The organism is Gluconobacter sp., assembly GCF_047723935.1.
Lineage (GTDB): Bacteria > Pseudomonadota > Alphaproteobacteria > Acetobacterales > Acetobacteraceae > Gluconobacter.
Genome location: NZ_JBDOBO010000001.1, coordinates 16,157 through 42,355 on the forward strand (window position 1 = coordinate 16,157; position 26,199 = coordinate 42,355).

At 58.2% G+C, this 26,199-nt stretch carries 20 protein-coding genes; 15 read left to right on the forward strand and 5 right to left on the reverse strand.

Features of this window, described 5'->3' with window-relative positions:
- Positions 1–60 precede the first annotated feature (60 nt).
- A complete protein-coding gene (locus tag ABF979_RS00080) occupies positions 61–870 on the forward strand; it encodes a YgfZ/GcvT domain-containing protein (RefSeq protein ID WP_415557251.1) in 810 nt (269 codons plus the stop codon).
- Positions 867–1,277, forward strand: coding sequence for a phosphoribosyl-AMP cyclohydrolase (hisI, locus tag ABF979_RS00085; RefSeq protein WP_415557252.1), 411 nt, complete (start codon positions 867–869; stop codon positions 1,275–1,277). Before ABF979_RS00080 ends, hisI begins: the two co-directional genes overlap by 4 nt.
- Here the strand turns inward: hisI and ABF979_RS00090 are convergent.
- Genes ABF979_RS00090 through ABF979_RS00100 form a run of 3 tightly spaced genes read right to left on the reverse strand, consistent with a single transcriptional unit; the run spans position 1,271 to position 4,010 of the window.
- Positions 1,271–2,047 carry a ribonuclease T2 family protein gene (locus ABF979_RS00090; RefSeq protein WP_086634086.1) on the reverse strand — a complete coding sequence of 259 codons (777 nt, stop codon included), beginning with the start codon at positions 2,045–2,047 and terminating at the stop codon, positions 1,271–1,273. The genes hisI and ABF979_RS00090 overlap by 7 nt on opposite strands.
- On the reverse strand, positions 2,044–2,892 hold the full coding sequence (gene fghA / locus ABF979_RS00095) for an S-formylglutathione hydrolase (protein WP_415557253.1): 849 nt from the start codon (positions 2,890–2,892) through the stop codon (positions 2,044–2,046). The genes ABF979_RS00090 and fghA overlap by 4 nt, the downstream gene beginning before the upstream one ends.
- A 2-nt stretch (positions 2,893–2,894) precedes the next feature.
- Complete coding sequence (locus ABF979_RS00100; RefSeq protein WP_415557254.1) at positions 2,895–4,010, reverse strand: S-(hydroxymethyl)glutathione dehydrogenase/class III alcohol dehydrogenase; 1,116 nt, start codon at positions 4,008–4,010, stop codon at positions 2,895–2,897.
- Between the two features lie 234 nt (positions 4,011–4,244).
- On the opposite strand from ABF979_RS00100, the gene ABF979_RS00105 reads away from it, so the two are divergent.
- The 5 genes from ABF979_RS00105 (at position 4,245) to ABF979_RS00125 (ending at position 8,685) form a co-directional block, all read left to right on the forward strand.
- Positions 4,245–5,120, forward strand: a complete 876-nt coding sequence (locus ABF979_RS00105; protein ID WP_064274069.1) for a bestrophin family protein — start codon at positions 4,245–4,247, stop codon at positions 5,118–5,120.
- A 53-nt stretch (positions 5,121–5,173) separates the two neighbouring features.
- A complete protein-coding gene (locus tag ABF979_RS00110; protein WP_046899564.1) occupies positions 5,174–5,761 on the forward strand; it encodes a CarD family transcriptional regulator in 588 nt (195 codons plus the stop codon).
- Between the two features lie 157 nt (positions 5,762–5,918).
- The gene (locus tag ABF979_RS00115) at positions 5,919–6,719 is read left to right on the forward strand and encodes an SDR family NAD(P)-dependent oxidoreductase (RefSeq protein ID WP_064274068.1); all 801 of its coding nucleotides are present in this window, start codon (positions 5,919–5,921) and stop codon (positions 6,717–6,719) included.
- A gap of 3 nt (positions 6,720–6,722) precedes the next feature.
- A complete protein-coding gene (locus tag ABF979_RS00120) occupies positions 6,723–7,103 on the forward strand; it encodes a response regulator (protein ID WP_202206664.1) in 381 nt (126 codons plus the stop codon).
- A 4-nt stretch (positions 7,104–7,107) separates the two neighbouring features.
- Positions 7,108–8,685 carry a tetratricopeptide repeat protein gene (locus ABF979_RS00125; RefSeq protein ID WP_415557256.1) on the forward strand — a complete coding sequence of 526 codons (1,578 nt, stop codon included), beginning with the start codon at positions 7,108–7,110 and terminating at the stop codon, positions 8,683–8,685.
- Here the strand turns inward: ABF979_RS00125 and ABF979_RS00130 are convergent.
- Both ABF979_RS00130 and ABF979_RS00135 read right to left on the reverse strand, forming a co-directional pair.
- Positions 8,679–12,818, reverse strand: a complete 4,140-nt coding sequence (locus ABF979_RS00130) for a translocation/assembly module TamB domain-containing protein (protein WP_415557258.1) — start codon at positions 12,816–12,818, stop codon at positions 8,679–8,681. The genes ABF979_RS00125 and ABF979_RS00130 overlap by 7 nt on opposite strands.
- Positions 12,818–14,926, reverse strand: a complete 2,109-nt coding sequence (locus ABF979_RS00135) for an autotransporter assembly complex protein TamA (protein ID WP_415557260.1) — start codon at positions 14,924–14,926, stop codon at positions 12,818–12,820. The genes ABF979_RS00130 and ABF979_RS00135 overlap by 1 nt, the downstream gene beginning before the upstream one ends.
- Positions 14,927–15,140: 214 nt before the next feature.
- Between ABF979_RS00135 and ABF979_RS00140 the strand changes: the two genes are divergently transcribed.
- From ABF979_RS00140 to ABF979_RS00175, 8 genes are all read left to right on the forward strand, one after another.
- Complete coding sequence (locus ABF979_RS00140; RefSeq protein WP_415557261.1) at positions 15,141–16,097, forward strand: lysophospholipid acyltransferase family protein; 957 nt, start codon at positions 15,141–15,143, stop codon at positions 16,095–16,097.
- Between the two features lie 240 nt (positions 16,098–16,337).
- The gene (gene miaB / locus ABF979_RS00145; RefSeq protein ID WP_415557262.1) at positions 16,338–17,747 is read left to right on the forward strand and encodes a tRNA (N6-isopentenyl adenosine(37)-C2)-methylthiotransferase MiaB; all 1,410 of its coding nucleotides are present in this window, start codon (positions 16,338–16,340) and stop codon (positions 17,745–17,747) included.
- Positions 17,741–18,925: a PhoH family protein gene (locus tag ABF979_RS00150; RefSeq protein WP_415557263.1), complete on the forward strand. Its 1,185-nt coding sequence runs from the start codon at positions 17,741–17,743 to the stop codon at positions 18,923–18,925. The genes miaB and ABF979_RS00150 overlap by 7 nt, the downstream gene beginning before the upstream one ends.
- Positions 18,894–19,382 (forward strand): rRNA maturation RNase YbeY, encoded by a 489-nt coding sequence (gene ybeY / locus ABF979_RS00155; protein WP_202206657.1) that lies wholly within the window; start codon positions 18,894–18,896, stop codon positions 19,380–19,382. The genes ABF979_RS00150 and ybeY overlap by 32 nt, the downstream gene beginning before the upstream one ends.
- The gene (locus tag ABF979_RS00160) at positions 19,379–20,317 is read left to right on the forward strand and encodes a hemolysin family protein (protein ID WP_215748796.1); all 939 of its coding nucleotides are present in this window, start codon (positions 19,379–19,381) and stop codon (positions 20,315–20,317) included. The genes ybeY and ABF979_RS00160 overlap by 4 nt, the downstream gene beginning before the upstream one ends.
- Before the next feature lie 58 nt (positions 20,318–20,375).
- A complete protein-coding gene (locus tag ABF979_RS00165; RefSeq protein WP_415557264.1) occupies positions 20,376–21,005 on the forward strand; it encodes a thioredoxin domain-containing protein in 630 nt (209 codons plus the stop codon).
- Positions 21,006–21,644 (forward strand): thioredoxin domain-containing protein, encoded by a 639-nt coding sequence (locus ABF979_RS00170; protein ID WP_415557265.1) that lies wholly within the window; start codon positions 21,006–21,008, stop codon positions 21,642–21,644. It abuts the gene before it with no gap.
- 28 nt (positions 21,645–21,672) lie between these two features.
- Positions 21,673–26,196 carry an AAA family ATPase gene (locus tag ABF979_RS00175; protein ID WP_415557266.1) on the forward strand — a complete coding sequence of 1,508 codons (4,524 nt, stop codon included), beginning with the start codon at positions 21,673–21,675 and terminating at the stop codon, positions 26,194–26,196.
- The last annotated feature ends 3 nt before the right edge of the window (positions 26,197–26,199 follow it).

Sequence of the window (26,199 nt, forward strand, 5' to 3'; positions counted from 1 at the left end):
GCATATCATCCGTCTGCATGTCTGCCTCGCCTTTCATTCACGCATGCCCTGGTGCCTTCCATGATTGAACTGCTCTCCCGCCGCTCTGTTCTGACCTTTTCAGGCGCTGACCGAGCCTCATTCCTGCAAGGGCTGATCACGAATGACGTTCAGACACTTGTCCCTGACAAGGCCGTCTGGAGTGCCCTTCTGACGCCGCAGGGCAGATGGCTAAGCGAGTTTTTTCTCTTCACCGATGGCGACCGCATCCTGATGGACTGTCCATCAGAGCATGCAGAAATGCTGGCCAAAAAGCTGTCCCGCTTTCGTCTGCGCGCGGATGTCAAAATCGAACTGACAGAGCTGCATGTCATTGTTGGCGCCACTGACACGGTACCATCTGAAGCGCTCTGCTCCGCGCCCGACCCGCGCTGCGAGAATGCCGGATGGCGCGCGATTGTCTCCCAATCACCTGTCGAACCCACACAGGGCCATGACTGGCTGGACCGACGCCTCGCTCTTGGCCTTCCAGACACGGACGATTTCGAGAGCGAAAAAACACTCGCACTCGAAGCCAATCTGGACCTGCTGCACGGCGTGTCATGGAAGAAAGGCTGCTACATGGGGCAGGAGTTAACCGCCCGCACCCATTATCGTGGCCTTCTCCGCCGTCGCATCCTGCCAGTCACGGTGAAATACGGGACATTTCCAGAAACAGGTGGCATTCTCACGATGGGTGACAAAGAGGTCGGTGAATTGCGCTCACGCCATGGATCGCACGCTCTGGCCCTCCTCCGGCGTGAAGCGTGGCTTTCGCCAGACCTTGCTTTTGAGGGCAAACCGGTCTCCGTTGTGTGGCCTGACTGGTTCCCTCTGGAGATGCGTTCGTGACCTATACCCCGCCTGCCCCCGCCATCATCGATGACATTGTCAGCCAGACGAAGTTCGATGCGAATGGTCTGATTTCCGCCATCGCGCAGGACACGAAAGGCGTCATTCTCATGCTTGCGTGGATGAATGCGGATGCTCTGCGGGAAACGCTTTTGACGGGGCGTGTATGTTACTGGTCCCGGAGCCGACAGTCTCTCTGGCGCAAAGGCGAAACGTCAGGCCAGCAGCAGCATCTTATTGAAGCGCGGCTGGACTGTGACATGGATGCCGTGCTGATGATTGTGGATCAGACTGGCGTCGCTTGCCACACCGGGCGTCGCAGCTGTTTTTATCACGGCGTAACACCAGACGGGCTGCGCGACACCGCACAGCCCGAAATCAGCACCAAAGAGCTATACGGTCACTGACTGACGTTAACGGGCACCGCTGCTCCTGGCAGCGGCCAACCCGGCATCATGAACGTTGCCGGGCAATTGTCTTGCACCTGCGGGGACGAGAGATAAGCACCATTCCCCGGAAAGACTGAAAGCTTCTTCGGGTCCAGAGTGAACCAGAACTGCGTCAGGACAACCCGCCCCTCGTGGTCAGCCTCACACTGAAACTGAAGCGCTCTTTCCTCCCGAACACCAGTGAGTTGCACGAACATCGACAGCAGATCGTCTTTCTTCACCTGGAAGCCGCTATGCTGTGCAAGCCACTGTCCATAGGCTGAAGACGCAAAACGATCCCGCAGGATCATGGACGTGACGAAGAACTTGTCAGCGTCATATCCGAAACAACGCGCATGCTTGGTATATTCATGCACATGCAGCGGGTGCTTGAGGTGTGGCACAACGCTTGCCAGCGCATTCTCCGTGGCAGGCTGAAGCTTTGGCGGCGCGTCGTCATGGTCATAAATATCGCACCCCTTCATCCACCACTGCTGCACAGGCACCGCCTGCGCTTCCAGGGCATGCGGCTCGGATGCCCAGAGCCCATGTAGCCCGATCAGATGGTTATGCGGTTGCCCTGTGAGGCATCCTCCGCCCGTTGCACAAAAGCCGGGCTGCCAGGTCAGAGCCAGTGTATCGTGGCTGAAATCCGCATGCGTGACGGGGGTCAAGGCTGGCCCAACAGGAGCCTGCGACGACACGCAGCCCCCCAGAACAAGCAGGGCGGCAACTACAAGACGTCTCATGCCTTCAGTCCTTTGGCGTGATGGCTCAGATGATCAGCAATGACGGTCTGGATAAACCAGTAGGAATGGTCACTGTCGTCATGTCGACGCATGTCCAGCGCTTGCCCACATTCTTTTGCGGCTTCAACAAGGGCGTCCGGACGGAGGTCAGCGAGATACTGATCCTGAAGCCCCTGATCCACGAGAATTGACGTCGGATGCTTATGCCCGCTCCGCAGTAAAAGCGTGGGATCACATTCCTTCCACTTCGCAGGGTCTCCGCCGAAATAGGCATCAAAGGCTTTTCGCCCCCAGGGAATAACGCTGGGATGACAGATGGGCGCAAGGGCCGAGACTGTTTTCCAGAATTCCGGATGGTTTAGGGCCTGATTAAGAGCCCCCATGCCGCCCATGGAATGGCCCATGATTCCGCGTCGATTTCCATCCAGCGAAAAAAGGCTTTCGGTCAGAGCGGGAAGCTCCTTCCGGATATAGCTCTCCATCCGGTAATGGGCACTCCATGGCGCATGCGTCGCATCCACGTAGAACCCAGCCCCGGTTCCCAGATCATACTCATCATCCTCCCCGGCTGTTCCGGTGTTCCGCGGAGACGTATCAGGCGCCACAAGCGCAATGCCGTGTTCCGCAGCGAAACGCACGGCATTGGACTTGATGAGAAAAGTCTCGTGCGTACAGGTCAGACCGCCCAAAACATGAATAACCGGAACCTTTTCTCCTGCCAGAGACTCTTTGGGTAGAAAAATCCCAAAAGTTGCGGGTACGCCTAGCTCAGCCGACTGATGCCTTAGAAAACGGACAGACCCGCCACAACAGGCATGCTGCCCCAGCGTCTCAACATCAGTCATGCTCAATACTCCACGACGCTGCGGATGCTCTCGCCGCGTGTCATGAGGTCAAAACCGTGATTGATTTCGGAGAGCTTGAGTTTGTGGGTGATGAGGGAATCAATGTCGATCCGTCCCTCCATGTACCAGTCCACAATCTTGGGAACATCCGTGCGGCCCCTCGCCCCACCGAAGGCTGAACCGATCCAGCGGCGACCCGTCACAAGCTGGAATGGGCGCGTGCTGATTTCCTGCCCTGCCCCGGCCACGCCGATCACGCAAGACACACCCCAGCCACGATGAGCACTTTCTAGAGCTTGCCGCATGAGGGTGACATTCCCCACACATTCGAACGTGTAGTCTGCGCCGCCGCCGGTCATCTCAACCAGATGTCCCACCAGATCACCGTTCGGGCCCAGACCCTTGGGGTTAACGAAGTCCGTCATGCCGAACTCGCGGGCCATCTGCTCCCGGGCCGGATTGACGTCAATACCGATGATACGTGTCGCCCCGACCATCTTGGCGCCCTGGATGACATTCAGGCCAATCCCGCCAAGCCCAAACACGGCGACAGTCGATCCCGGCTCCACCTTGGCAGTGAACATGACTGCCCCGAGGCCCGTCGTGACACCGCAACCGATGTAGCAGACCTTGTCGAACGGCGCGTCAGGACGGATTTTCGCAAGGGAAATTTCCGGAAGAACCGTAAAATTCGCGAAGGTCGAACAACCCATATAGTGATGGATTGGCTGGCCCTTGTATGAAAACCGGGATGTCCCATCCGGCATGACGCCCTTGCCCTGCGTGGAGCGGATGGACGTACACAGATTGGTCTTGCGAGACAGGCAAGACGGGCACTCACGGCATTCCGGCGTGTAAAGCGGTATGACGTGGTCGCCCGGCTTCAGATGTTTGACGCCTGGCCCCACTTCCCGAACGATGCCCGCGCCCTCATGCCCGAGAATGGCCGGAAAGAGGCCTTCAGGGTCCTGCCCGGAAAGCGTGTACTTGTCCGTGTGACACAGACCAGTCGCCTTGATCTCAACCAGAACTTCACCCGTTTTCGGGCCTTCAAGCTGCACGGTGTCAATTTCAAGAGGCTTTCCGGCCTCAAAGGCAATCGCGGCGATGACATCCATCTGAACTGGCTCCCTGATATATGTGTACAAAGTGTCTCATGAGGGAAACGGGACGCAAGAGCCGCGTTACGCTTTACACTCTTCTCCTGCCCTGACACTTGACGCTCGAAAGGTTTCTTTTCCGGTTCGAGTGGCAAAAGAGTGCAAGAGAGTGGACATCTTTTGGTGTTGGCCGGTCACACTTTTCACGGTTAGTTTCACCGGCCATACCGTTTTCAGGCAAGGAGCACAGGCTTGATCGTCAATCGCCAACACGGGCTAGCCATTCTTTTCAGAGAGTCCTTGCCACCTCTTCTGATTCTGGCGCTCTGGGACCTCGTGGTCGTCATTCTCTTCCAGATCTACCATCAGGAGTGGATGGACCAGCCAGCGCTGCCAATTTCTCTCATGGGCTCTGCACTGGCCATTTTCCTGGGCATGCGCAACAACGCGGCCTATGCCCGGTGGTGGGAAGGACGAACCCTCTGGGGCTCCATCACGAACAACTGCCGGTCGTTTGGCCGTGAGGCTGCATCCCTGCTCGGCGGTCGGCCTGACCTGGCCAGATTGATGGCAGCCTACCCGCATGTCCTGCGCGCAGCACTGCGTGGCGACAAGACGGGCGAGGAAGTAGATCGCCTCCTTCCGTCCGATATCCGTGAAAAAGTCTTCGCCTGCTCCAACACGGCCAATGCCCTGCTTTACGAAATTGGCCTGGGTGTGCAGCAGGAAGTGGCTCTCAAGAATATCGACGGCGCCGTCCATGGCACCGTGGACCGCATCCTGTCTGATATCGCCAATGCGCAGGGCGGTCTTGAGCGTATCCGCAATACGCCGCTTCCGGTGCAGTATTCGGTCATTCCCGAAATCGCGACGCATCTTTTCTGCATCATTCTGCCGCTTTCTGCCGTGCAGACCCTGGGGTGGATTACGCCACTTGGTTCCAGTGTCATCGGGCTTCTGTTCCAGATGCTGGATCGCAGTGGCCGTGACCTGCAGGAGCCGTTTATTGCCAGCGTTCATGCCCTCCCGATGCACACGATGGCGCGGACAATCGAGCGTGACCTGCTTCAGCCGATTGGCGAGCCTGCTCCAGGCATCATTCAGTCCAAGCACGGCGTTCAGCCCTGATTAGACATGATAGTGCAGGACAGGAGGGGGTTTTTCTGGTATCATCCGTGGCTATGAACACCTTCAAGACCCCCCCGAAGGGCGGCATGACCGACGAAATGGCTCGTGCCGCAGCCAAGTACACCGCCCGTCAAACCGACCCTGAACACGGCACTGACCCGTTCAGCGAAGGTGACTCCATCGTCTATGCCGCACATGGCGTAGGCCGCGTGGAAAAGATTGGTATGGTCGAAGTGGCCGATACCATGATCGAGATGATCCAGATCTCGTTCCCCGGCAATCAGATGATGCTCCGCATTCCGCTTGCGAAGGCCCGTAAGGCTGGTCTCCGCAAGATCGTGACGCGGGATATCGTGGACAAGGCGATGACGGTCATCAAGGGCAAGCCGCATGTCAGCAAAGGCATGTGGGCCCGTCGCGCTGTCGCCTATCAGGAAAAGATCAACTCCGGTGATCTGATCCAGATTGCGGAAGTTCTTCGTGACTTGCGTCGTAACGTCGACAGCCTTGATGGCAGTTTCTCCGAGCGTAAGCTTTTCGAAGCTGCACAGGAGCGCTTTGTTGCGGAAGTTGCCGTTCTCGAAAATACGGACCCCGCAACGGTCCTCGAGAGCCTGACCAAGACCATGAAGGCCGCCTGAGCCTTCCAGAATTCTGTGATGTTTTCGTGTAATTACGAAAACATCACAGTTTGAAAAGCATCCTTCAGGCCGTTTCCGCGTTGGCGACACGGAAGGCCGCTCCTGGATGCCCTATCCCATTTTAAAATCACTGACGTTCAAGGAGAGGTGAGGACCTATGCCCGCCCCTTACAGCAATCGTTTCGCCGGCAAGAAAGTACTCGTTACGGGTGCGTCCCAAGGTATTGGTGAGGCAACAGCCTTACGCTTTGCAGAAGAAGGCGCTCAGGTTGCGCTGAATGGCCGCAAGGAAGACAAGCTGATTGCTGTCCGCGACAAGCTTCCGAAGGTTTCTGGCGGTGAACACCCGATCGCCACGGGTGACATCTCCAAGGAAGAAGACGTCCGACGCCTGATGCGCGAAAGCATTGAGGCCATGGGTGGACTGGATGTGCTGGTTTGCAATGCAGGCTATCAGATCCCTTCCCCGTCTGAAGACATCAAGCTGGAAGACTTTGAAGGCGTGATGGCCGTCAATGTGACGGGCGTGATGCTGCCCTGCCGCGAGGCCATCAAGTACTGGCTCGAAAACGGCATTCAGGGCGCGATCATCGTGAACTCCTCCGTGCACCAGATCATTCCGAAGCCTCATTATCTCGGTTATTCCGCGTCCAAGGGCGCCGTGGGCAATATCGTCCGCACGCTGGCTCTGGAATATGCAAGCCGTGGCATCCGCGTGAATGCAGTCGCACCAGGTGCAATCGTGACGCCGATCAACATGTCCTGGATCAACGACCCAGAGCAGTACAAAAACGTTGCTGACCACATTCCGATGAAGCGCCCGGGTGAAGGACGTGAGATCGCGGATGCCGTCACATTCCTGGCCGCCGAAGACAGCACCTACATCACGGGTCAAACCCTCTTTGTTGATGGCGGTCTGACGTTGTATGGTGACTTTGAAAAGAACTGGTCCTCGTAATTTATGACATCTTCCCTCACTGTTCTCATCATTGAAGATGATTTTCTGATCCGGACCTGTCTTGTGGAATTTCTGCAAGACAGTGGGATTACAGTGAGGGAAGCCAGTAACTGCGCGGAAGCCATTGCCTGTATTTCCGCTGAAAGCAGCCTTGATGCTCTCGTGGCAGATATGTCTCTTCCTGATGGCGACGGCATGAGCCTCAGCCATCAGGCCAGAGAAAAATGGCCTGATCTCCCCGTGATTTACATTAGTGGTCATGGAGACCTTCGGCGGGATGAAGCCTCTGACAATCCGGCTCTGGCCCGCTTTATCTCCAAGCCTTATTCGCTTGCAGCCATTCTGAAAGCACTTCGGGAGATGGCTGAACCTGTTTCAGGATAACACTGTGACGGCTAGCCAAAGTACTTCTACGACAGACGGTGAGGCCCTCACCCGCGCTGAAAACGCCATACAGGCAGGCAATCCGAAACAGGCACTGGACATTCTGGGGCCACTCCCCCTGAGTGACGCCGTTCATCTGGCGAAGGGGCGTGCCTTTTTCCGTTCCGCTCAGTACGCGCAGGCTGCAATAGAACTTGAAGCAGCGAGTAAGCCTTTCGGCGGCCATGCCATCACTGCCCTCGTTGAAGAAGCAGCTTCCCTTCGGCGCCGGGCTGATCTGCTCCTGCTTATCAAGGAATGCCGTCGCCTCTCCCCGCAAGACACACGTCTTCTGGATGCCTACGGCACCATTCTGATGCATATGGGGCGCTTCGATGAAGCCGATGTCGCCTTCCGCGAGAGCCTGCAAAGACGCCCTAACGATAAAAATACCCTTAACCTTCTCGTCATGAACCTAACGGAACAGGGCCGGTTTGACGAAGCGTTGTCCATTATGGATGACCTGCGCCGCCAGCATCCGGAAGATTGGAAGATCGGTTGCAATACAGCTGCGATCTTTAACAATATCGGCAGGCTGGAAGAGTCAGCTAACGTCTATCGAGAGACCATTCCGCTCGCTCCATACGAACCAGCCCTGCGACTGAACCATTCCATTGCCATGCTCAAGAGCGGTCGAATGGCGCAAGGATGGACAGAACATGAATGGCGCTTTGGCGTCCCCGGGCACACCAACCTGCCCAAAGACACCCTGCTGCCCAATATTTCCCCGACTCTCAATCTTCAGGGCAAGCGCGTGCTCGTCACGCAGGAGGAAGGACTGGGTGATACATTGATGTATCTTCGGTACATCCCTGCGCTGGCACGAACAGGCGCAGTGGTACACATCTGGGGATCTTCAACACTGGCAGATCTCTGCCGTCGCGTTGAAGGGGTAGCCATTGTTCAGCATGGCGGCGAGGCCCCTGCTTTTGACTATCACTGCCCCTTCATCAGTCTTCCCCGCGCATTCTCGGCCACACCTGACGCCATGGGCGCTCCCGTTCCTTATCTGACGGCTGACCCTGGCAAGGCGTCTCAGTGGAAGAAATCCCTGAAAGCTGATCGTAACCTCCGTGTTGGTCTGGTCTGGGCCGGCGGCGCACGCCCGGAAAACACTGGTGCGCAGATGGTGGACCGTCAGCGGTCAATGCCTCTTGCGGCGCTGGCACCGCTCGCGAATGTAGAAGGCGTTACGTTCTACTCCCTGCAGAAAGATGACGCTGCGCTTCAATGCCTGGATTTCCCAGCCCCGCTGGTGGACTTCATGCCCCAGTGTCTGGACATGGACGACACAGCCGCTCTGGTGTCCTGCCTTGATCTGATTATCTCCGTGGATACATCCATGGTTCACCTGGCTGGGGCGTTAGGTAAACCGGTCATCATGATGGACCGTTTCAACAATTGCTGGCGTTGGCTCCACGAGCGCGAAGACAGTCCTTGGTATCCACAGATGCGGATCGTCCGCCAGACCCGTTTCCGGGAATGGTCGGACGTCGTGACCCGCGTGAAGGCCCTTCTGGAAGACGCCGTTCAGGCTCAGTAATCAAATCCGTAAGACAGACCCACACTTGAGCCGGGATCGTTCTCTGGCGTGGTAAAGCCTGTCACCTGACCGCCCGTTCCGACTGTCGTATTGAGCTTCAGCCGCTTGGTCAGATCAATCTGGACCTGAGCCTGCGTACCGGAGCCAGAGGTGGCCTGTTTTGCGCCGACATACACGCCCTTCATAACGTACTTGCCCGCTTCCACGCTGGTCCCACCGTTATCAACGCCACCACCGCCACCGACAGCCAGTCGGTCCAGTCCAAGGGCATTCCGCACCTTTCCAAGTGGATCGAATGATGACCCGCCGGCAAGCTGTGCGACGGCGGCAGCAAGCTCTGCAAGCTGCGTTGTGGAAAGTGAATGGGCATCCGTTCCGAACAGCAGAATGGCCATGACTTCATCACGAGGCTGAGTTGGCACAGACGAGAAATCGATCTTCGGCGCGCTGGCATAACCCGTGACAAGAAGGCTCGCGAGCGTTCCCTTGGCGTTACGGTCCGCGCGGAAATCCAGTGTCGGGTCAAGCTTGTGGTTAACGCCTGTTCCGTTGAACGCGACGCGACCATGCGTGAAGTTCAGATTAATTCCGGCCAGATTGAAGTTGCCCCGCTTGAGATCGAAACCGCCTGTAATGGACGGGGCGCTACTCGTGCCGCGAACATGCAAGCGGCCCTGCATTTCCGCATCCAGGCCATGCCCCTGGACCACAAACTGTCCCGGCGAAATTACATCAATCCCCAGCCCGATGATGAGGCTGCTGGTATTGTCAGGCGCTTTCTGACCCGGCCGGACCACGTCAAGCTGCGCGACCGATGCTGGCATCGAGTTCGGAATATTGACCGTCACGCTTGGCAGGACAATTTTCCCATCCACATCGACGCGTGTCGTGGCCTGACCGTGGATGTGCAGGTCCGTGTTGATGACGGCTGTTACAAGGTCACTTGAGACAGGGCGGGCCTTGTCGGAAATAACCTTGATGTCCACCGGCAGACCAGGACGGAAAATGCCAACCGTTCCATCAAGTGCGATCGTTCCCGGCCCAGCGTGAGCCAGAATATGCTCCAGCGTGAGGCTATCGCCCGAAGCGACAACGGCACCATTGATGTCCGTCAGACGAACGCCCTGTGCATAGTGGTCAAATGAAACGTTCTGGAGCTCTACACGCCCCGTCGCCCGTGGCTGGCTGGCCGTTCCGGCGACGTTCAGATTGATGCCAACCTGCCCTTTCGTCGCCATTCCACTCGCACCGAGCACGCCATTGGCAACGGAAAGATCGACATGACCTGTTGTGGCCAGTGCAATCGCTCCCTCCTTGGAAAGAGGCGCCGTCCCTCGGACAGCCAAGGCAACTTTCGGCCCTGCTCCAAGCGTCACATCAACTTTGGCCGTCTTTCCGGCCAGACCGATATTGGCCAGAACTTCAGCTGCGGGCAGTGATGCTGCGGGGCCTGTCTGCATTTTCAAGCCATGCGCCGTCAGCGCGACAGTCCCGGTAGGAGCGTCAATCGTTCCCGCCAGATTGGCCTTCGCAGAAATGACACCACTGGCAGCAAGTTCGGGGGCAAATGGCTTGGCTATGGCGGGAGTCAGGCGGTCAACTGTCGCTGTCAGAGCCAGGCGAGGTTTGATGGACCCGGCAATATCAATCGTTGCAGGCGCAACACCCTGCGGAGCCAGTGTCGCCCGCAGATGATCGACCCCCATGATATCTCCAAAAGAGACATTCGCAGGGCCACCCAGCCGGATATACTCTTCCTTGGCCATTGCCGTCAGACGGTCCACACGCACCGTCTTTTTGGGCAAGTTGAGCAGAACCGCCGCATCCACGTTGGCCGGAGAACCCATGACGTTCTGAAAGGCGCCATTCAGGGTCACTGCCATGGCGGACTGAGGACCTTTGACTGTGGCATGAGCCTTGCCGGTAATATCCTGAGAGCGGACACCCGTTAAATCCAGCGTCAAATCTGGAGCGGGATCGTCAATCGGGTTGGAAATCGTTCCTTTTAGATTGAGAGCCTGCACACTGGCCTGAGCCATGGTGAGTGCACCGTCCAGCCCCAGCCTGACCTGCGGTGGCGCGCCCTGCGGTTCAGTCGTATGGATGGCCAGCGCCAGGTGACCTTTGATGGCCTGCCCGATCAGTCGCTGGAAATCCGAAAGATTTTTGATGCTGACGTCCAGATCACCCAGCGGCACTTTCGCGCCATTCGGGAGGCGGAGTTTCCCCTGCCCCGTCAGGCTGTTCCAGCTCAATTTGTTCAAATCGAGATGGAAAGCACCGTCATCCGTTTTCTGAACAGCCGTATCCAGCGCCAGCGGAGCATGATCCAGTGTTCCATGTGCAGTCAGGGTACCTTGCGGCCGGCCGGGCAAATGCTGAAAATCTGCATCCAGCGCGACTGGGCCCTTGGCGACATCCTTGGTGCCGAACTCACCCTCAAGCCCTGCTTTGACAGCCAGATCATCGGTAGGACCATCGGCCGTTGCCGTCAGGGTCATGTTGCCCAGAAGCGCTGGGCTGGCCTGCCGCAGATCAGGAAGAGCAACCGTTGCTTTGGTTTGCATCGTGTTGCCATGCGCCAGATCAACAACCGCAGACACCAGTAAATGAAGCGCCTGACCGTCCAGACCAAAACTCTTCACCGTCAGAACATTGGCGGGTGACTTGCTGAGCTGAAGCGCCAGATGACCATCCTTGCCAATCAGATGGAGAGCCTGTGGCTGACCACCCGTAACAGAGATCGTGCCTGAGCTCTCAAGTGTCAGATCATCATGATCGGTCACTGGCATGGCAAAATCAGCAGCAAGGGCCGCGCTACCACTCAGATCCGTACTTCCGATGGCGGCCAGAGGATGCAGATCCGGCAGCGCCAGTGTCACATGACCCTTGGCCGCTGGCTTCACATCAACATTGGCTGCGACGTGCATCAAAGGATGGTCAACCTTGGCGACAACCGGAAGGGTCGCTGCCAGAGGATGAGCCGTCACATCCAGTGTCAGAGGCGCCGAAGCCAGAAGCGTTGGCTGGCTTCCTGGAATCCGCAGACCATCCAGAGCAGCTTGCAGATGTGCAACGGTCTCTTCTGGCTTTGCGGCTTCAGTGCCATCAAATGTCGCGTGCAGATGGCCGATGGATGCGCCACCCGCAGTCAGAGCATCAATATCCAGCAGCCCCTGTCCGGCAGGTGCCTTGAGCGGACCGTGCAGATCCGTGTTCAGGGCAATCGCATTCCAGCCAATGCCAGGCTTCAATGTCATCGCGGGGGCATTGGCCTTGACGTGAAGGTTCGCGACGTTCGTGTAGAGATTGATCTGCCCTGTTGAAGATGCCGTAATCGGTCCAGCACTCAGGCCGAAATCAAGGACCGCTGCCGTGCGGGGGCCTGCAAGGTTCAGATGCATGTCCACAGGATCAAGCTGCGGAAGCTGTCCGAGTGTGGTTGCAAAGCCGTTGACACCTTCCTTGAAGGTAACGGCGAGAGCCAAACGATCTTTCGGCGTCTGGGCTGAAAGCGTAAGTCCCCCGGCCGCATCCAGACGGGCCAGTTGCAGGGCAATGTCCATCTTGGGCAGTGTCTGCATCGTCACGCCATTCAGGAATGGCGCGATAGACGCAATATGAGCGTGACCGTTCAGGCTGAACAGCGTTGCCTTGCCCGTGAAATCAGGACCAATTTCGATCCGACTGACTTTCAGAGCATCCAGATCAACCTGGATATTCAGCTTTGATGGGCTGGAACTGGCTTGGGTTTCAGTCGTCTCTGCCGTTGTGTCAGAAATCGGTTTGCGCAGAAGAGCGAGGCGCTCAGCGCTCAAAACCTTGACGTGTGCATCCATGCCCACAAGGGACAGGGGCGACCAGCGAAGTTCAAAGTTATCCAGTTCGAGCCAGACGCCCTTGCTGTCCTTCACTGCAAGCCGCGCAAGCTTCAGATGCTGCGGAAGCGCACCGGACAGACCGGAGATCTGCACCATTCCACCTGTGAGTGGACTGACCTTCTGTTCAATCAGGCGTTGGCCCGGACCGATATTGATCCCGACAAGAACGACAACCAGCGCCAGAACAACCAGCCCGAGCGGAACGCCAATGACGAGAGAGACGATCCAGAGAATAATCCTGCGGGCGCGCATCAGAATGTCTCTCCAAGACCAATATACAGTTCCCATTTGTCGCCGTAGGCCGGTCTGTTCATCGGCAGCGCGACATCGACACGAATTGGCCCAATAGGAGTGAAATATCGCACCCCTCCACCATAACCCACGCGAAGTGTTCCCTGTCCGGGGCGGGAACCTGTGCCGACCTGTCCGGCGTCCACGAACCCTGCCAGACCGAGGTTCATGGGCAGTCTCTGCCTGAACTCAACTGTCCCGGCATCCAGAGACGTGCCGCCGATGGCGTACTTGGTGCGACCATATTGCGGGCCTACACCCTGATATCGGAAACCACGCACTGTAGCCGGTCCACCCGCATAGAGCCGTTGATCTGGCGGGATCTGATACGTCGAAGCGCCCTGCACAGACCCAATAGTTCCACGAACTGCGATAACGCTCTTGCCCGGCTTCGTCAGGCCGATCTTGGCCAGATCGAAATAGGTAGAGACCTGCGCGGACAGTAGTGTGAAGAACGATGTTCCGTTCTCTAGCGACACAGAAGGTGTGGCAGACAGAGAGGCCCGAACACCATGTGTGGCCGGATCGATCGGGTTCGCCAACTGAGTGCTATCGTAGGCCGCACTGAGAGGCGCCGATACGATGAAGTAACTCCGCGTGTCTCCGAACTGCTGGATCTGCTCCTGCATGCCCATCAGGCCGCCGGACACATACCAGAACTTGCCGAGACGACGTCCAATACCTCCACGCAGGATGAAGGCGGTCTGATGATAGGAATAGAGAAGCTGACGGATAGCTTCGACACGGAGACTCAGATTCTGGTTCTTATGCAGGAAGTCCGGTTTGCTGAAGTCCGCATAAACGTCATAGCCCAGCCCCTGCTGTGCCGAACCACCGAGGCCTGTAATAAGAGCCGTGAGCTTTAGCTGCTCGGCATTTCCAAGCAGGTTATGATGCGTCCAGGTTGCACCGGCACGCCCACCGAGATCCGTCGAATAGCCAGCCTGCACCGCAACAGTGCGCCTTTTTGCTTCCTTGAAGCTGAAATTGACCGGCATGGCCTGAAGAACGCCCGGCATGAGCGTCTGACCTGCGGGAAGTGTGATGATGGGCGGCGCATTATGCACCTGAACCGAGGAAAAAACGCCGACCGCAGCAAGGTCCTGCCGAGCGGCTTCAATCTTGGAGGGCTGGTACAGTTGCCCTTCCTGGATCGTCAGACGCCGCCGCAAAAAGGACTGATGCACGCGCTTCAGATCGTCCATCCCGATCGGACCGATGACAACCTTCGGCCCTTTCCCCACACGGAAAACGATATCAAGGGTTTCATCATGCGGCTGGAGATAGGCCAGCGGCGTAGAAACATCCGCGACGGCGTAACCCTCTTCCTGCAACTGGGTCAGCAGGTTGCCTTGCGCAGCCAGAACGTCCGAAGCAATCGCAGGTTGACCCGCCTTAAGCTTAAAGGCCTTCTGTTCGTCAGACGTAAGCTCAACCGGCACTCCCTGCCCCGCAGCCTGCCCGGAGGTATCAACCGCTCCCATTTTGTCGGCAGTCTGAGCTTTACTCGAGACCGGCGCTGCACTTCCTTTGGGGGACGGCTCTGTTTTCGGAGCGCCGGAAACGTCCGGTTGAGGCTTTGCTTTCGGTGGCGGTGTCGTCAGGATAATTTTTCCAAGGCGGAACTGGTTCCCCTTGCTGACGGAAATCGTGATGGTGACTTTGGCGTCTTTGGGAAGAGTGTTCAGCACGTCCGGTACGGCCGGATCACGCCCGTCTAATTCCCGCGCTCCCGCCTTGATAAGAATTGTAACCGTCCCGGCATAATACCCCTGAGATTGCAGTGCCGTGTCCACGCGGTCATAATCTGACCTGATACGACCAGCGAGCGCATAGGGTCCAACGGCATGCGTACTCTGAAGGGATTGCAACTGGGAGGATGCGTTTATAGCGGCATCAAGGTCAGCGTTTTTGGTCGGCTGAATCGTGACCTTGTAAGAGACGGTCTGTTCTGTCGCCTCCCCGGCAACAGGCGTATCTGCCCTGGCTCCGGACGGATGACAGCAGGCCGCCATTGCCCCAATGGCAAGAGAGAGAGAAACAGCAGATGAGCGACCGCGTGACTTCACCGGAGGTCCTGATAATCCGTTTTGAGAAATGATCGACCCCAGAAGGTCGAACCACGAAAAGCGAACCGATCGGATGTGGCCGCATACCCTTGTGGCAGTACCCCACGACGCACTGTCAAGTCCATGACAGAAAGACCATTTGAGACACGCATACAACGTTCGTAAGACAAACGAGATTGTCTCCGCCGCCTGAAATCCTTATCACTCAGCACCCATGCCCCATCCTGATGCTCAGCCACCACTCGGCCGCCGTCGCCATAACCGACCGATCATTGACGAAAGTGTCAATTTTCCAGACGAACAGGCAACGACCCAGTTCTCTGCTTTCAGTCGCACCGCTTGCGTGACGAGGCTTGCGGCCGTGCTGATCTGGGCATTCTGGGTTTCTGCCATCCAGTTTGTACTCATCCGTCTTCCAGGCTCCGGCAAGGTTCGAGTGCCCCGGATATTCTGGCGCATGATCTGCCGCATTCTTGGCTTGCAGGTTCGCATTGTGGGAACGAGAGCCGGAAAAATCCTTAACGCCAAGGATGTGCAACGGGGCGAGCGCCCCATCATCTATGTCGCGAACCATTGCTCATGGCTGGATATTCCTGTTGTCGGTGGCGCACTTCACACGGTCTTTGTCGCAAAGGGTGAAGTGGGATCCTGGCCGTTGATCGGAACCATCTCCCGGCTGGGCAGGACAATTTTCGTCAGTCGCAATCGCCAGAATACCGGCAAAGAACTGCAGGAAATGACCGAACGCCTCTGGGACGGAGACGACATCGTCCTGTTTCCTGAAGGGACATCTACTGACGGCTCCCGCGTTCTGCCTTTTCTTTCCTCGTTCTTTGCTGTCGCGAAGCCGGGACGGCTGGATCAGGTTGGCATGCCGAAACCCCCTTCAACACTCGTTCAGCCAGTGTCCATTGTTTATGATCGCTTGGAAGGGTTACCTGTTGGCCGTAGCCGTCGATCCGTCTTTTCCTGGTACGGAGACATGGATCTGACGCCTCATCTGTGGTCCTTCTGCCAGTGGCGCTCGATGCGTGCGACAATTCTGCTGCATCCCCCCTTGGACCCAGAAAATTTCCGCTCCCGGAAAGAGCTGGCGAATGCCACCTTCAAGGCCGTCAGCGAGGGCGCGGCAAAGCTCCGGCAAGGACTTGTTCCTGACGACCAGAACTAAACCTCATTATCTTTGGATCAAACCAAGGTTTGTCTTGACTTGCAGGCTGGCCCCGCGTCACTTTCAGTTCCATCGATGGGAGCAATTCAGCGTCCATCCGGAGATGGTGATGCCGCTTCAGGCCAGTCTGACATGTCGGTCCAGTCTCATGTTTGACCTTTCCTCTGTCCGGGCGGGCTTGACCCCGCAGCCTCCAGCCCTGATGTGTGTGCCTGATATTGCCAGCCCCGGATTGAAACCGTGACCACCGAGACTTCCGCTTCCGTGCCCGCCCCTGCTGAACGTGCCCGTCATGGCCTGCATGTTATTACGTGGGGCTGTCAGATGAATGTCTATGACAGCGCACGCATGGCGGATGTTCTTCGCCCGCTGGGATATGGCCCTGTCGACACGCCTGAGGCTGCTGACATGGTGATTCTCAACACCTGTCATATCCGTGAGCGCGCAACGGAGAAGGTTTTCTCCGAACTCGGGCGTCTGCGCAAAATCCGTGATGAACGAATTGAGAATGGTCAGGATCGCAGCATCATTGCTGTCGCCGGATGCGTGGCGCAGGCCGAAGGGGAAGAAATCCTTCGCCGTGCGCCGTACGTCGATCTGGTGCTTGGGCCTCAGACGTACCATCGCCTTCCAGAAATGGTGGCTCGGGCCGCACGCGCCGGTGGCGCAGTCATTGAAACAGACTTCCCAGCGGAACAGAAGTTTGACTTCCTGCCCGCCGAGGCTGCGCCGCAATCCTCAGGCAATCTCACTGCCTTTCTGACCATTCAGGAAGGCTGCGACAAATTTTGCTCCTTCTGCGTCGTTCCTTACACGCGAGGCGCGGAAACCAGCCGCCCCGTTGCATCGGTCATGGCAGAAGCCCGACGTATGGTTGCTGCGGGCGTGCGCGAAATCACCCTGCTGGGCCAAAACGTCAATGCCTATCATGGTGATGACGGCCAAGGCGGGAGCGCTACTCTGGCAGAGCTAGCTGCCGAACTGGGTCAACTCGATGGGCTGGACCGCATCCGGTATATGACCTCACACCCGCGCGATGTGGACCAAAGCCTGATTGACGCGCACCGTGACAACCGCGCCCTGATGCCTTTCCTCCATCTGCCGGTTCAAAGTGGTTCGGACCGTATCCTGAAAGCCATGAACCGTGGCCACACGGCGGATGAATATCGCGAGAGTGTCCGTCGCCTGAGGGAAGCCCGTCCGGACCTGGCACTTTCTTCTGATTTCATCGTGGGGCATCCCGGTGAGACAGAAGAAGACTTTGAAGCGACAATGCAGCTTGTCCGCGATATCGGCTTCGCCATGGCCTACAGCTTCACATATTCCCCCCGTCCCGGCACCCCAGCCGCTGGCCAGCCTTTTCAGGTGGCCGAAGACGTGAAGACCCGTCGCCTGGCAGAGCTTCAGGCTCTTCTGCGTGAACAGCAGGATGCGTTCAATGCAGACATGGTCGGCACGGTTCAGGATATTCTCATTACGGGGAAAGGCCGCAAGCCAGGACAGCTCTCCGGCCGGTCTCCGTATCTCCAGCCCGTTCATTTCGAAGGGCCGGACCATTTGATTGGCACCATCGCCAAGGTCGCCATCACCACTCGCATGACTAACTCACTTGGTGGAACCCTCATCCGGGAGACAGCCTCCGCTTGCTGACAACACCCCCGACGCGCTCCGTCGCCGCCCCTGGTGGTACCGAAGGCAATCGCACCGTCGCATTGCGCTTCAATGACAATATTCTCCTTCAGAGACTTCTGGGAGATCATGACAGGCACCTCGTCCAGCTTGAGGAGGGGTTCAATGTCAGGCTTTCATGCCGCGGCAACAAAATCGCCATTTCAGGCGAAACGGATGCTGTAGGCCGCGCTCAGGCGGCTATCGTTGCGCTGTACAATCAGCTCGAACAGGGCGGCACCATCGACAGCTCGCAGGTTGATGGTGTGATCCGGATGACTGCGCTTCCTACACGGCATCACGAACGCCAACGCGCTGCTGTTCCTCCAGCACCTCCTTCCAAGCAGCAGCCCCCTCGTCGAGAGGCCGGTCAGCACAGACCTGCTCCTCAGAATTTCCAAGCGGCTCCTGCTTCTGCGCCTTTGACAGATCTCCCGGCCATACGCACCAAACGCGGTGTGATTGCTCCCCGCTCTCATGGGCAGGCCGCTTACATGGAAATGCTGGCCCGCACTGATCTGGTTTTTGGAATCGGCCCAGCTGGCACCGGCAAAACCTATCTGGCTGTTGCTCAGGGCGTTGCCATGCTTCTTGCCGGACAGGTGGACCGGATCATTCTTTCCCGCCCAGCTGTTGAAGCAGGCGAGCGTCTGGGCTTCCTGCCCGGCGACATGCGGGAAAAGATCGACCCTTATCTGCGCCCGCTTTACGATGCCCTGAATGACATGATGCCTGGGGATCAGGTCGTGCGCAGAATGGGAACCGGCGAGATCGAAGTTGCACCGCTGGCTTTCATGCGCGGCAGAACGCTCGCCCACTCTTTCGTCATTCTGGATGAAGCCCAGAACACGACCCCAGCTCAGATGAAGATGTTCCTGACCCGCATGGGTGAAGGCACACGCATGGCTGTTACAGGTGACCTCAGTCAGATTGATCTGCCCAACGGGGTATCATCTGGGCTAAGGGAAGCCGTCGAGACCTTGGAAGGCATCAAGGGAATCGGCATCACTCGCTTTACATCCGTTGATGTGGTGCGCCATCCGCTGGTCGCCCGTATCGTCGATGCCTATGAACAGAAAGCGCCTCCCCCCCTGGATAATTTCCGGGATCGGCCGCGCCGGGATAACAATGGAACCTCCAAGTCGTCACGCCGGTACTGACATCATCATCGAGGACGCCAGATGGCGCTCCTCGGTCTCTGATACCGAGCGCACAATCCGTCGTGCGCTCACCGCCGTCGCCCGCCAGGGCGGCCCGGATTTCAGCCGGTCTCCTGCTCCGTCGATTCTTCTCTCGACAGATCGGATCGTAAAGCGGCTCAATGCCCGCTTCCGCAACAAGAACAAACCCACGAATGTCCTGACGTTCGAACCGGTCTCTCCCTTGCACGGCGGAGACATCATTCTGGGTTACGAGACAGTCCGGAAGGAAGCGGATGCGGCCCACCGCAGCATGCGCGCCCATCTGTCCCATCTCGTTGTTCATGGAGCCCTGCATCTTGCAGGATACGATCATTATCTCCCCGGTGAGGCCCGGGACATGGAAGGGGTTGAAACCCGCACGATGCGCCAGCTCGGTTTTGGCGATCCATGGCGACAGGCAGGAAGACGGGCATGAGCGAAGACACTACGGACCGTTCAGACGACGGTAAAAAGAACTCTCGCGGATTGTTCGGACTATTCGGCCGACGCAACCGCGATCAGGGTCTGCGTGAATCCATTGCGACACTTGTTCACGAAGCCGCCCAGCCTTTCGAGGAAACGGGAGACGAGCCGGAACTGGACCGCCAGGAACGTGCCCTCATCATGAATGTCCTGCGCTTGCGGGACATCACGGCAGATGACGTGATGATCCCGCGCGCAGATATCATTGCCATGTCAGAGAGCATCTCTTTCAACGATGCCCTGGATCACATGCGTCGGGAAAACCATTCCCGCATGCCAGTCTATCGCGGCCAGCTCGACGATATCGCCGGCATGATCCATGTGAAGGATCTGGTGGCGTATGTTGATGACCCTGAGGCGTTCGACATCCGCCCGCTTCTTCGTCAGCCTCTGATGATTGCTCCGACCATTCCGGTGCTTGACCTGCTGCTACAGATGCGTCAGCGCCGGATGCACATGGCCCTTGTCATTGATGAATACGGCAGCATCGATGGCCTCGTCACGATCGAAGATCTGATCGAGACGATTGTGGGTGATATCTCGGACGAACACGACGACCCGGTAACGACCCCGTGGGTAGAGCGCGCGGATGGCTCTTTCGATATTGATGCCCGTCTGCCCGTCCGCCAGCTTGAGGAACGGCTGGGGGCTGTTCTCACAGATGCTGAGCGCGAAGCCGAGATCGAGACGGTCGGTGGACTGGTCTTCCGTCTGGCAGAGCATGTCCCCGCGAAAGACGAAGTTCTGACCCATGAGAGCGGGCTGGAATTCCGCGTTCTGGATGCCGATGCCCGTCACATCCGTGCATTGCGAATGCGAGTGCCGGAAGGCTGGGAAAAGAAGCCCTTGCCGGATACCGGACAGCAGGATGACGAACGCGGGTCTTGACGTCTGAACCAGATCAGCGTTGTGAGTAGGACATCTTGTCCGTAGTGGAGCCTTGTCCATGACCCTTGGCCGTCGTGCATTTCTTATTGCCGGGCCTGCCCTTGCGGCAGTGACATCATTTTCTTCCGCCCGCGCGGAAGAAAATGGACTTTCCCCAACTGACCCCCGTATGGGGCCACGTGTTCTGGGTTCCCCGGAGGCCAAGGTTCAGGTCGATGAGTGGTTCTCGCTCACCTGCTCTCACTGCGCTCATTTCGCACAGACTATTTTCCCCCAAATCAAGACTAACCTGATCGATAATGGGAAAATCCGTTATCGCTATCATGACTTTCCTTTGGATCAAGTTGCACTCCTCGCCTCCATGGTCGCACGCTCCCTTCCTGCAGACCGCTATGCGCCCTTCGTGGATGATCTGCTGCGCACGCAAGACCAGTGGGCTTTTGCGCAGAACATCGATCCGGTGCAGGAACTGAAAAAGCGCGCCGCCATGGCAGGCGTCTCATCGGCTGAGTTCGACAAGATCAATGCCGATAATGCCCTGCGCGAGGCTATCGTGAACCGGCAGGACCGCGATGGTGCTTTCCTTCAGATCCAGGGTACCCCTTATTTCCGCATCAATGACGCTCCGGCACCGGATGTCGTTTCCAGCTATGATGCGTTCGCCAAAGCAGTTGCAAAGGCTTCCTGAATGACCCGCCCCATGATTTCCCGCCGCTTCATTCTCTCCGCAGCCCCGGCTCTTGCCGTGGCTGGTACGGCAGCCCGTGCGGCAGATGCGCCGCCAGCCCTTCCCGCCAATGACCCGCGCATGGGACCGCGCATCATCGGCAATCCGAATGCCAAGGTGCTGGTGCAGGAATGGTTTTCCCTGACCTGCACGCATTGCGCCCATTTCGGAACAGAAGAGTTCCCGAAGATCAAGGAACAACTCATTGATACCGGCAAGATCCGCTATCAGTTCCATGATTTCTGTGGTGACCGCGTCGGCCTAACGGCGGCCATGGTGGCACGTTCCCTGCCGGAAGAGCGGTATGTCCCGTTCATTGAAGCGCTGCTCTCCAGCCAGATGCAGTGGGCCTTCGCTTCGGGTGGCGATCCGATGCAGCGTCTGCAGCAGATGTCCGCTCTAGCCGGCGTCTCTGCGGCCCAGTTCAAGAGCATCAGCGAAGACACAGCATTCATGCAGGCCATGTACAATCAGGTACAGAAGGACGCAGATACCTACAGCATCCAGGGCACGCCGTATTTCCGCTTCAACAACACGCACTACGATCAGGACCCGGAAACCTACGAGAAGTTTGCCGATCTGGTCGCCAAGGCGTCCTGATCTCTTTCCGGACGTTTCATAAACACCGATGTCAACTCACACCACGACGATCAGCCGCCTGACGATCGGCGGCTTCAAAAGCTTCGCCGATGAGGTGCGCGTTGACATCCTTCCGGGCCTGACGGGCATTATCGGCCCAAACGGCTGCGGCAAATCCAATGTCGTCGAAGGCCTGCGCTGGGCCATGGGTGAGACCTCCGCCCGCGCCCTCCGGGGCGGCGAGCTGGACGATCTGATCTTTGCCGGAACAGGCGCACGTTCCGCCCGGAACATCGCTCAGGTCACGCTCCATCTGACCGGCGCCAAGGGTCTCGCCCCTGCTCCGTTTCAGGATGCTGAAGACCTCGAAATCACGCGTCGTGCCGAGCGCGGTTCCGGCAGCGAATACCGTATCAACGGCCGCGTCATGCGCGCGCGAGACGTGCAGACGCTTTTTGCCGATCTGGCGTCAGGTGCACGCAGTTCCGCCATCGTCAGCCAGAACCGTGTCGGCCAGCTTATTGCAGCAAAGCCGGAAGAGCGCCGCCTTCTGCTGGAAGAAGCTGCGGGGATTACTGGCCTTCATGCCCGCCGTCATGATGCAGAACTGAAACTTCGTCAGACCGAAACCAACCTCTCCCGTGCGGAAGATCTGCGCCTACAGATTGAAGAGCGGCTCGGTAGCCTCGAAGAGCAGACCGTTCAGGCGCGGAAATATCGTGAGCTCTCCGAGAAGCTGCGTGAAGCCGAGGTTCAGCTTCATGCCCTCCTGCACGCCCGCGCCAATCTCGCCGTACAACGCAGCAAAGATGATCTGGCCAAAGCCCGCGAGGCCCTCCGCAAAGCCGAGCAGGAAGCAGAACACGCGACCATTGCAGAGTTCGAAGCCCGCAAGGCTACCCCACAGGCCAGAGAAGAAACAGACCGTCTTCGCAGTGCTTTAGAGCGCCTGAAAGTCCAATCCGAGACGGCGCGGGTCGATGTCACGCGTGCAAGAGAAGCAGAGGCCGAAGCACTGGCGCGCTTCCAGCAGGCCGAAGCAGATTTTACCCGAAGCACGGAACGGCTCTCGCAGGATCGAGCAGCTCAGGCGGCCGCTCTTGCAGATTTGGAAGCGCAGGAAAAGGAACACGCCCAGCTTCCTGAACAGCGCGCTCAAGCCACCGAAGAGCAGAACCGCCTCGCAGCACTTGAGCGCACGCAGGCAGCGTCTCTGGAAGAAGCAGTCCGTCTGCGAGACGCAGAAGCGATCCGTCGCGATGGGCTGAGAAGTGCTCTGGATGCTCTGACCACACGGCTTGATGCTGAAACAGGCGCTCTTCAGGCACTTGAAGCAGAACTGACTGCGCTGGAGAAAAACCGACCTGACGATGAAGCTCTAGAGAGCCTGCGCCAACAGGTTGATGTCGCCATCAGTGATGCTGAAGACGCCAGACAGATCGAAGCTGCGGCTCTTGCCACGCTTCAGGATGCGCGTCTGGCAATGGGATTGCAGGGCCGCACCCTCGAAGACGGACGGCAACGCCTGACTGTTTTGGAAAAGACCGAGGCGGATCTGAAGCGTCGCCTTCAGGCGGCGACAGACCGCCTGTCTCAGGACCGCACCGCTCATGCCCAGACGGCAACCGCTCTACTGACGGATGCACAGCGCGCCGAGCTTCAGGCTCAGCGGGAAAAGACCCTGCAGGCATTGGAAGATATTTCCGCTCGGGAACGCGCAGCGCGGCAGGCTTTGGACGAGGCCAATACGGCGTGGCTTGAAGCGCGCGCGAAGGCTGAGGAAGGCGTTCAGCGCCATAAGGGTCTTCTGCGTGCGAAAGACAACGCCCAGCAGGTCGCCAGTCAGGCAGTGAAACGCGCAGAAACGGCTCTTCGAGAGCGGGATACCGTCGCGAAAGCTCTCGTACCGGACACTGACGTAGCAGGCCTTCGAGCAGCCGTCACGAACCTGGAAACGAGGCTGGATGCCCTTCAGGGCGCTCTCTCCGAGGCCGAAAAGGCCCTTTCTTGCGCGTCCGAAGCGGAGAGCTCTACCCGTGAGGCTCTGACCCGCACAGAAAGCACAATCCTCCGCCTTCGTTCGGAATGTGAAGGGCTGGAACAGACACTCGCCGCCGTCGCCGCGCAGCCAGACCCTCTGGAAGACAGGCTTGACATTCCCGCGGATCTGGCACGGGCCGTCGCTGCGGCATTGGCGGATGGGCTCGATGCCTCGCTCGCGCCCACGACCGTCGCAGCCGACCGTCGATGGCTTGCTCTCACAGCAATAGACAGCCCACGGATTGATTCCTGCCCGCCCCTCTCGTCTCTGGTTGCGGCGCCAGACGCTGTTAAACGCTGTCTGGACGCCGTTTTCCTGTTGGATGACCCTGCCAAAGGGGCGTCTCTTCAAACGCATCTCCAGCCCGGTCAGGCGCTTGTCTGCCGGAATGGCGCTCTGTGGAGATGGGACGGTTTCATTCGCTCTGGCGATGCTCCTGACGCCGGCGCTACCCGTCTGGAGCAAAGGCAACGTCTGACAAAGGCACGCGCCCTTCTCGCTGAGCAGGAAAACGGGCTTCCGGCCGTACAGAGCGCTTTCCAAGAAGCCCAGCGCATTCGAGTCGAAGCGGAACAGACCTTGCAACGTTTTCGGTCGGAACGTTCGGGGCTGGAACCTGAACTGAGCAAGGCCCGCACGCAACTCTCGTCACGCGAACAGCAGGCTGCGCTGGCAAAAGGTCGATGGGAAGAAGCGGAACGTCGGCTGTCGGATGCAGAGGCCGCTGCGAAAAGCGCACGCTCGGACGCTGAGAAAGCTGCGGCCGATTATGACGCTCATCCTTCTCCGGCAGCTCTGACGGACACGGCTGGACATGCGGCTCAGGTCGTGGAGGGGACTCGAACAGCTCTCACGGCACTGACGCGGGACCTCCAAAAAGCCCGAACAGACACCGAACAGGCTGATCGCACGTTGGATCAGGCTGTTCTGCGTCATGAGACAGCGCAGACACGCCTTCAGGAACTGGAAGAGGCCTTGAAAAGGCTGGAGCGGGACATTGATGCTCTTCAAACAGAACTTGAAGCCACACGAACTGCCACACACCGGCTGGATCTTCCGGATCTGGAGCGCCGTGACGCGGTCGCCCGTCAGCAGCATCAGGACGCCCGGCAGAAGCTTGAAACCGCGAGCAAGACCACGGGCGACCTCCGCCAGAGGGCAGATCGCCTTTCGGCCGAACTGCAAACTTTGGACCAGTCCGCAACGGCAGCCCTCGCCCGGCGCACGGCACTTGCTCCACGTGCGGCGGAGCTCAAAGCGCTCGTAGAAAAGCTCACGAAGGACCATCAGGCGCAGGCCGCCGCCATTGCAGAACGTCCAGACCCCGCGCTTCTGGAACAAAACGTACTAGAAGGCACGGCGGAACTGGAAGAAACCCGGAAGACACTTCAGACGGTCCGGGAGACTCTGTCTCACCTCGCGCTGGAAGATATGCGCTTAAACGGGAGTATCGCGGCGCTCAGAGGACGGCTATCCGACCTTGCGGGACAGATTTCTCTGGCCGTTCAATCACATGCAGAGCTGGAAGAGCGCCGCAACACCTTGGAAAACGCGTGGAACAAAGCGGCCCATAGTCCCGTTCGCCTCGAAGCCGCACTGAAGCAACAGGATCTGGATCTTGAGAAGGCCCAGACAGCTTATGATGAGGCCCGCGCAAAGGACGAAGCCACCGATCAGGCTGGTCAGGCTGCGCAGGAACGTCGTCGGGATGCCGACCTAGCTCTGTCTTCGGCTCGTGAAGCCATTGCCCGGCTGACCGAACGCGCTGAACAGGCTGTGGCAGCACGTGAGCGTCTGTTGACGGAAAGCGACCCGCCAGAAGGCGGCGTTTATCCCTCTGATCTGTCCGAGCAGGCCGAAACGTCCACCCGCCGTAGGCTCTCCCGCCTCACCCGTGAGCGGGACGATCTGGGAGCCGTCAATCTGCGGGCCGAGACAGAGTATCAGGATGCCAAGCAGACCGCCGAGACCATCGCCCGCGAGCATGAAGAACTGACGGCGGCCATCAATCGGCTGCGTGGCGGCATCGGAACCATCAATCGTGAAGGACGCGAGAGACTTCTGGCCGTCTTCACGGAAGTAGACCGGCATTTCCAGTCATTGTTCTCACGGATGTTCGGCGGCGGTCGCGCGCATCTGGGTATGGTCGGGAGTGATGACCCACTGGAAGCCGGTCTGGAAATCTTTGCCCAGCCGCCGGGGAAAAAGCTTTCCACCCTTTCCCTGCTGTCTGGCGGTGAGCAGGCTTTGACGGCCCTTTCTCTTATATTCGCGACGTTCCGCTGTAACCCTGCGCCAATTTGCGTGCTGGATGAAGTGGATGCTCCGCTCGATGACGCCAACGTGGAACGCTTCTGTTCCCTGTTGGCCGATATGACCAAGGAAGCCGGTACGCGTTTCCTTGTCGTGACCCATCATCAGCTTACCATGGCCCACATGGACAGGCTTTATGGTGTTACGATGCAGGAACGTGGTGTAAGCCGGGTATTGTCGGTTGATCTGGGGCGTGCTGCGGCTCTTGTCGAAGGCTGAAGT

Bases quoted from the DNA above. Each gene is read 5' to 3' on its own strand.
- ABF979_RS00080 (WP_415557251.1), top strand. From the start codon at position 61: ATGATTGAACTGCTCTCCCGCCGCTCTGTTCTGACCTTTTCAGGCGCT.
- ABF979_RS00090 (WP_086634086.1), bottom strand. From the start codon at position 2,047: ATGAGACGTCTTGTAGTTGCCGCCCTGCTTGTTCTGGGGGGCTGCGTG.
- fghA (WP_415557253.1), bottom strand. From the start codon at position 2,892: ATGACTGATGTTGAGACGCTGGGGCAGCATGCCTGTTGTGGCGGGTCT.
- ABF979_RS00100 (WP_415557254.1), bottom strand. From the start codon at position 4,010: ATGGATGTCATCGCCGCGATTGCCTTTGAGGCCGGAAAGCCTCTTGAA.
- ABF979_RS00110 (WP_046899564.1), top strand. From the start codon at position 5,174: ATGAACACCTTCAAGACCCCCCCGAAGGGCGGCATGACCGACGAAATG.
- ABF979_RS00115 (WP_064274068.1), top strand. From the start codon at position 5,919: ATGCCCGCCCCTTACAGCAATCGTTTCGCCGGCAAGAAAGTACTCGTT.
- ABF979_RS00120 (WP_202206664.1), top strand. From the start codon at position 6,723: ATGACATCTTCCCTCACTGTTCTCATCATTGAAGATGATTTTCTGATC.
- ABF979_RS00130 (WP_415557258.1), bottom strand. From the start codon at position 12,818: ATGCGCGCCCGCAGGATTATTCTCTGGATCGTCTCTCTCGTCATTGGC.
- ABF979_RS00140 (WP_415557261.1), top strand. From the start codon at position 15,141: ATGCCCCATCCTGATGCTCAGCCACCACTCGGCCGCCGTCGCCATAAC.
- ybeY (WP_202206657.1), top strand. From the start codon at position 18,894: ATGGAACCTCCAAGTCGTCACGCCGGTACTGACATCATCATCGAGGAC.
- ABF979_RS00160 (WP_215748796.1), top strand. From the start codon at position 19,379: ATGAGCGAAGACACTACGGACCGTTCAGACGACGGTAAAAAGAACTCT.
- ABF979_RS00165 (WP_415557264.1), top strand. From the start codon at position 20,376: ATGACCCTTGGCCGTCGTGCATTTCTTATTGCCGGGCCTGCCCTTGCG.
- ABF979_RS00170 (WP_415557265.1), top strand. From the start codon at position 21,006: ATGACCCGCCCCATGATTTCCCGCCGCTTCATTCTCTCCGCAGCCCCG.
- ABF979_RS00175 (WP_415557266.1), top strand. From the start codon at position 21,673: ATGTCAACTCACACCACGACGATCAGCCGCCTGACGATCGGCGGCTTC.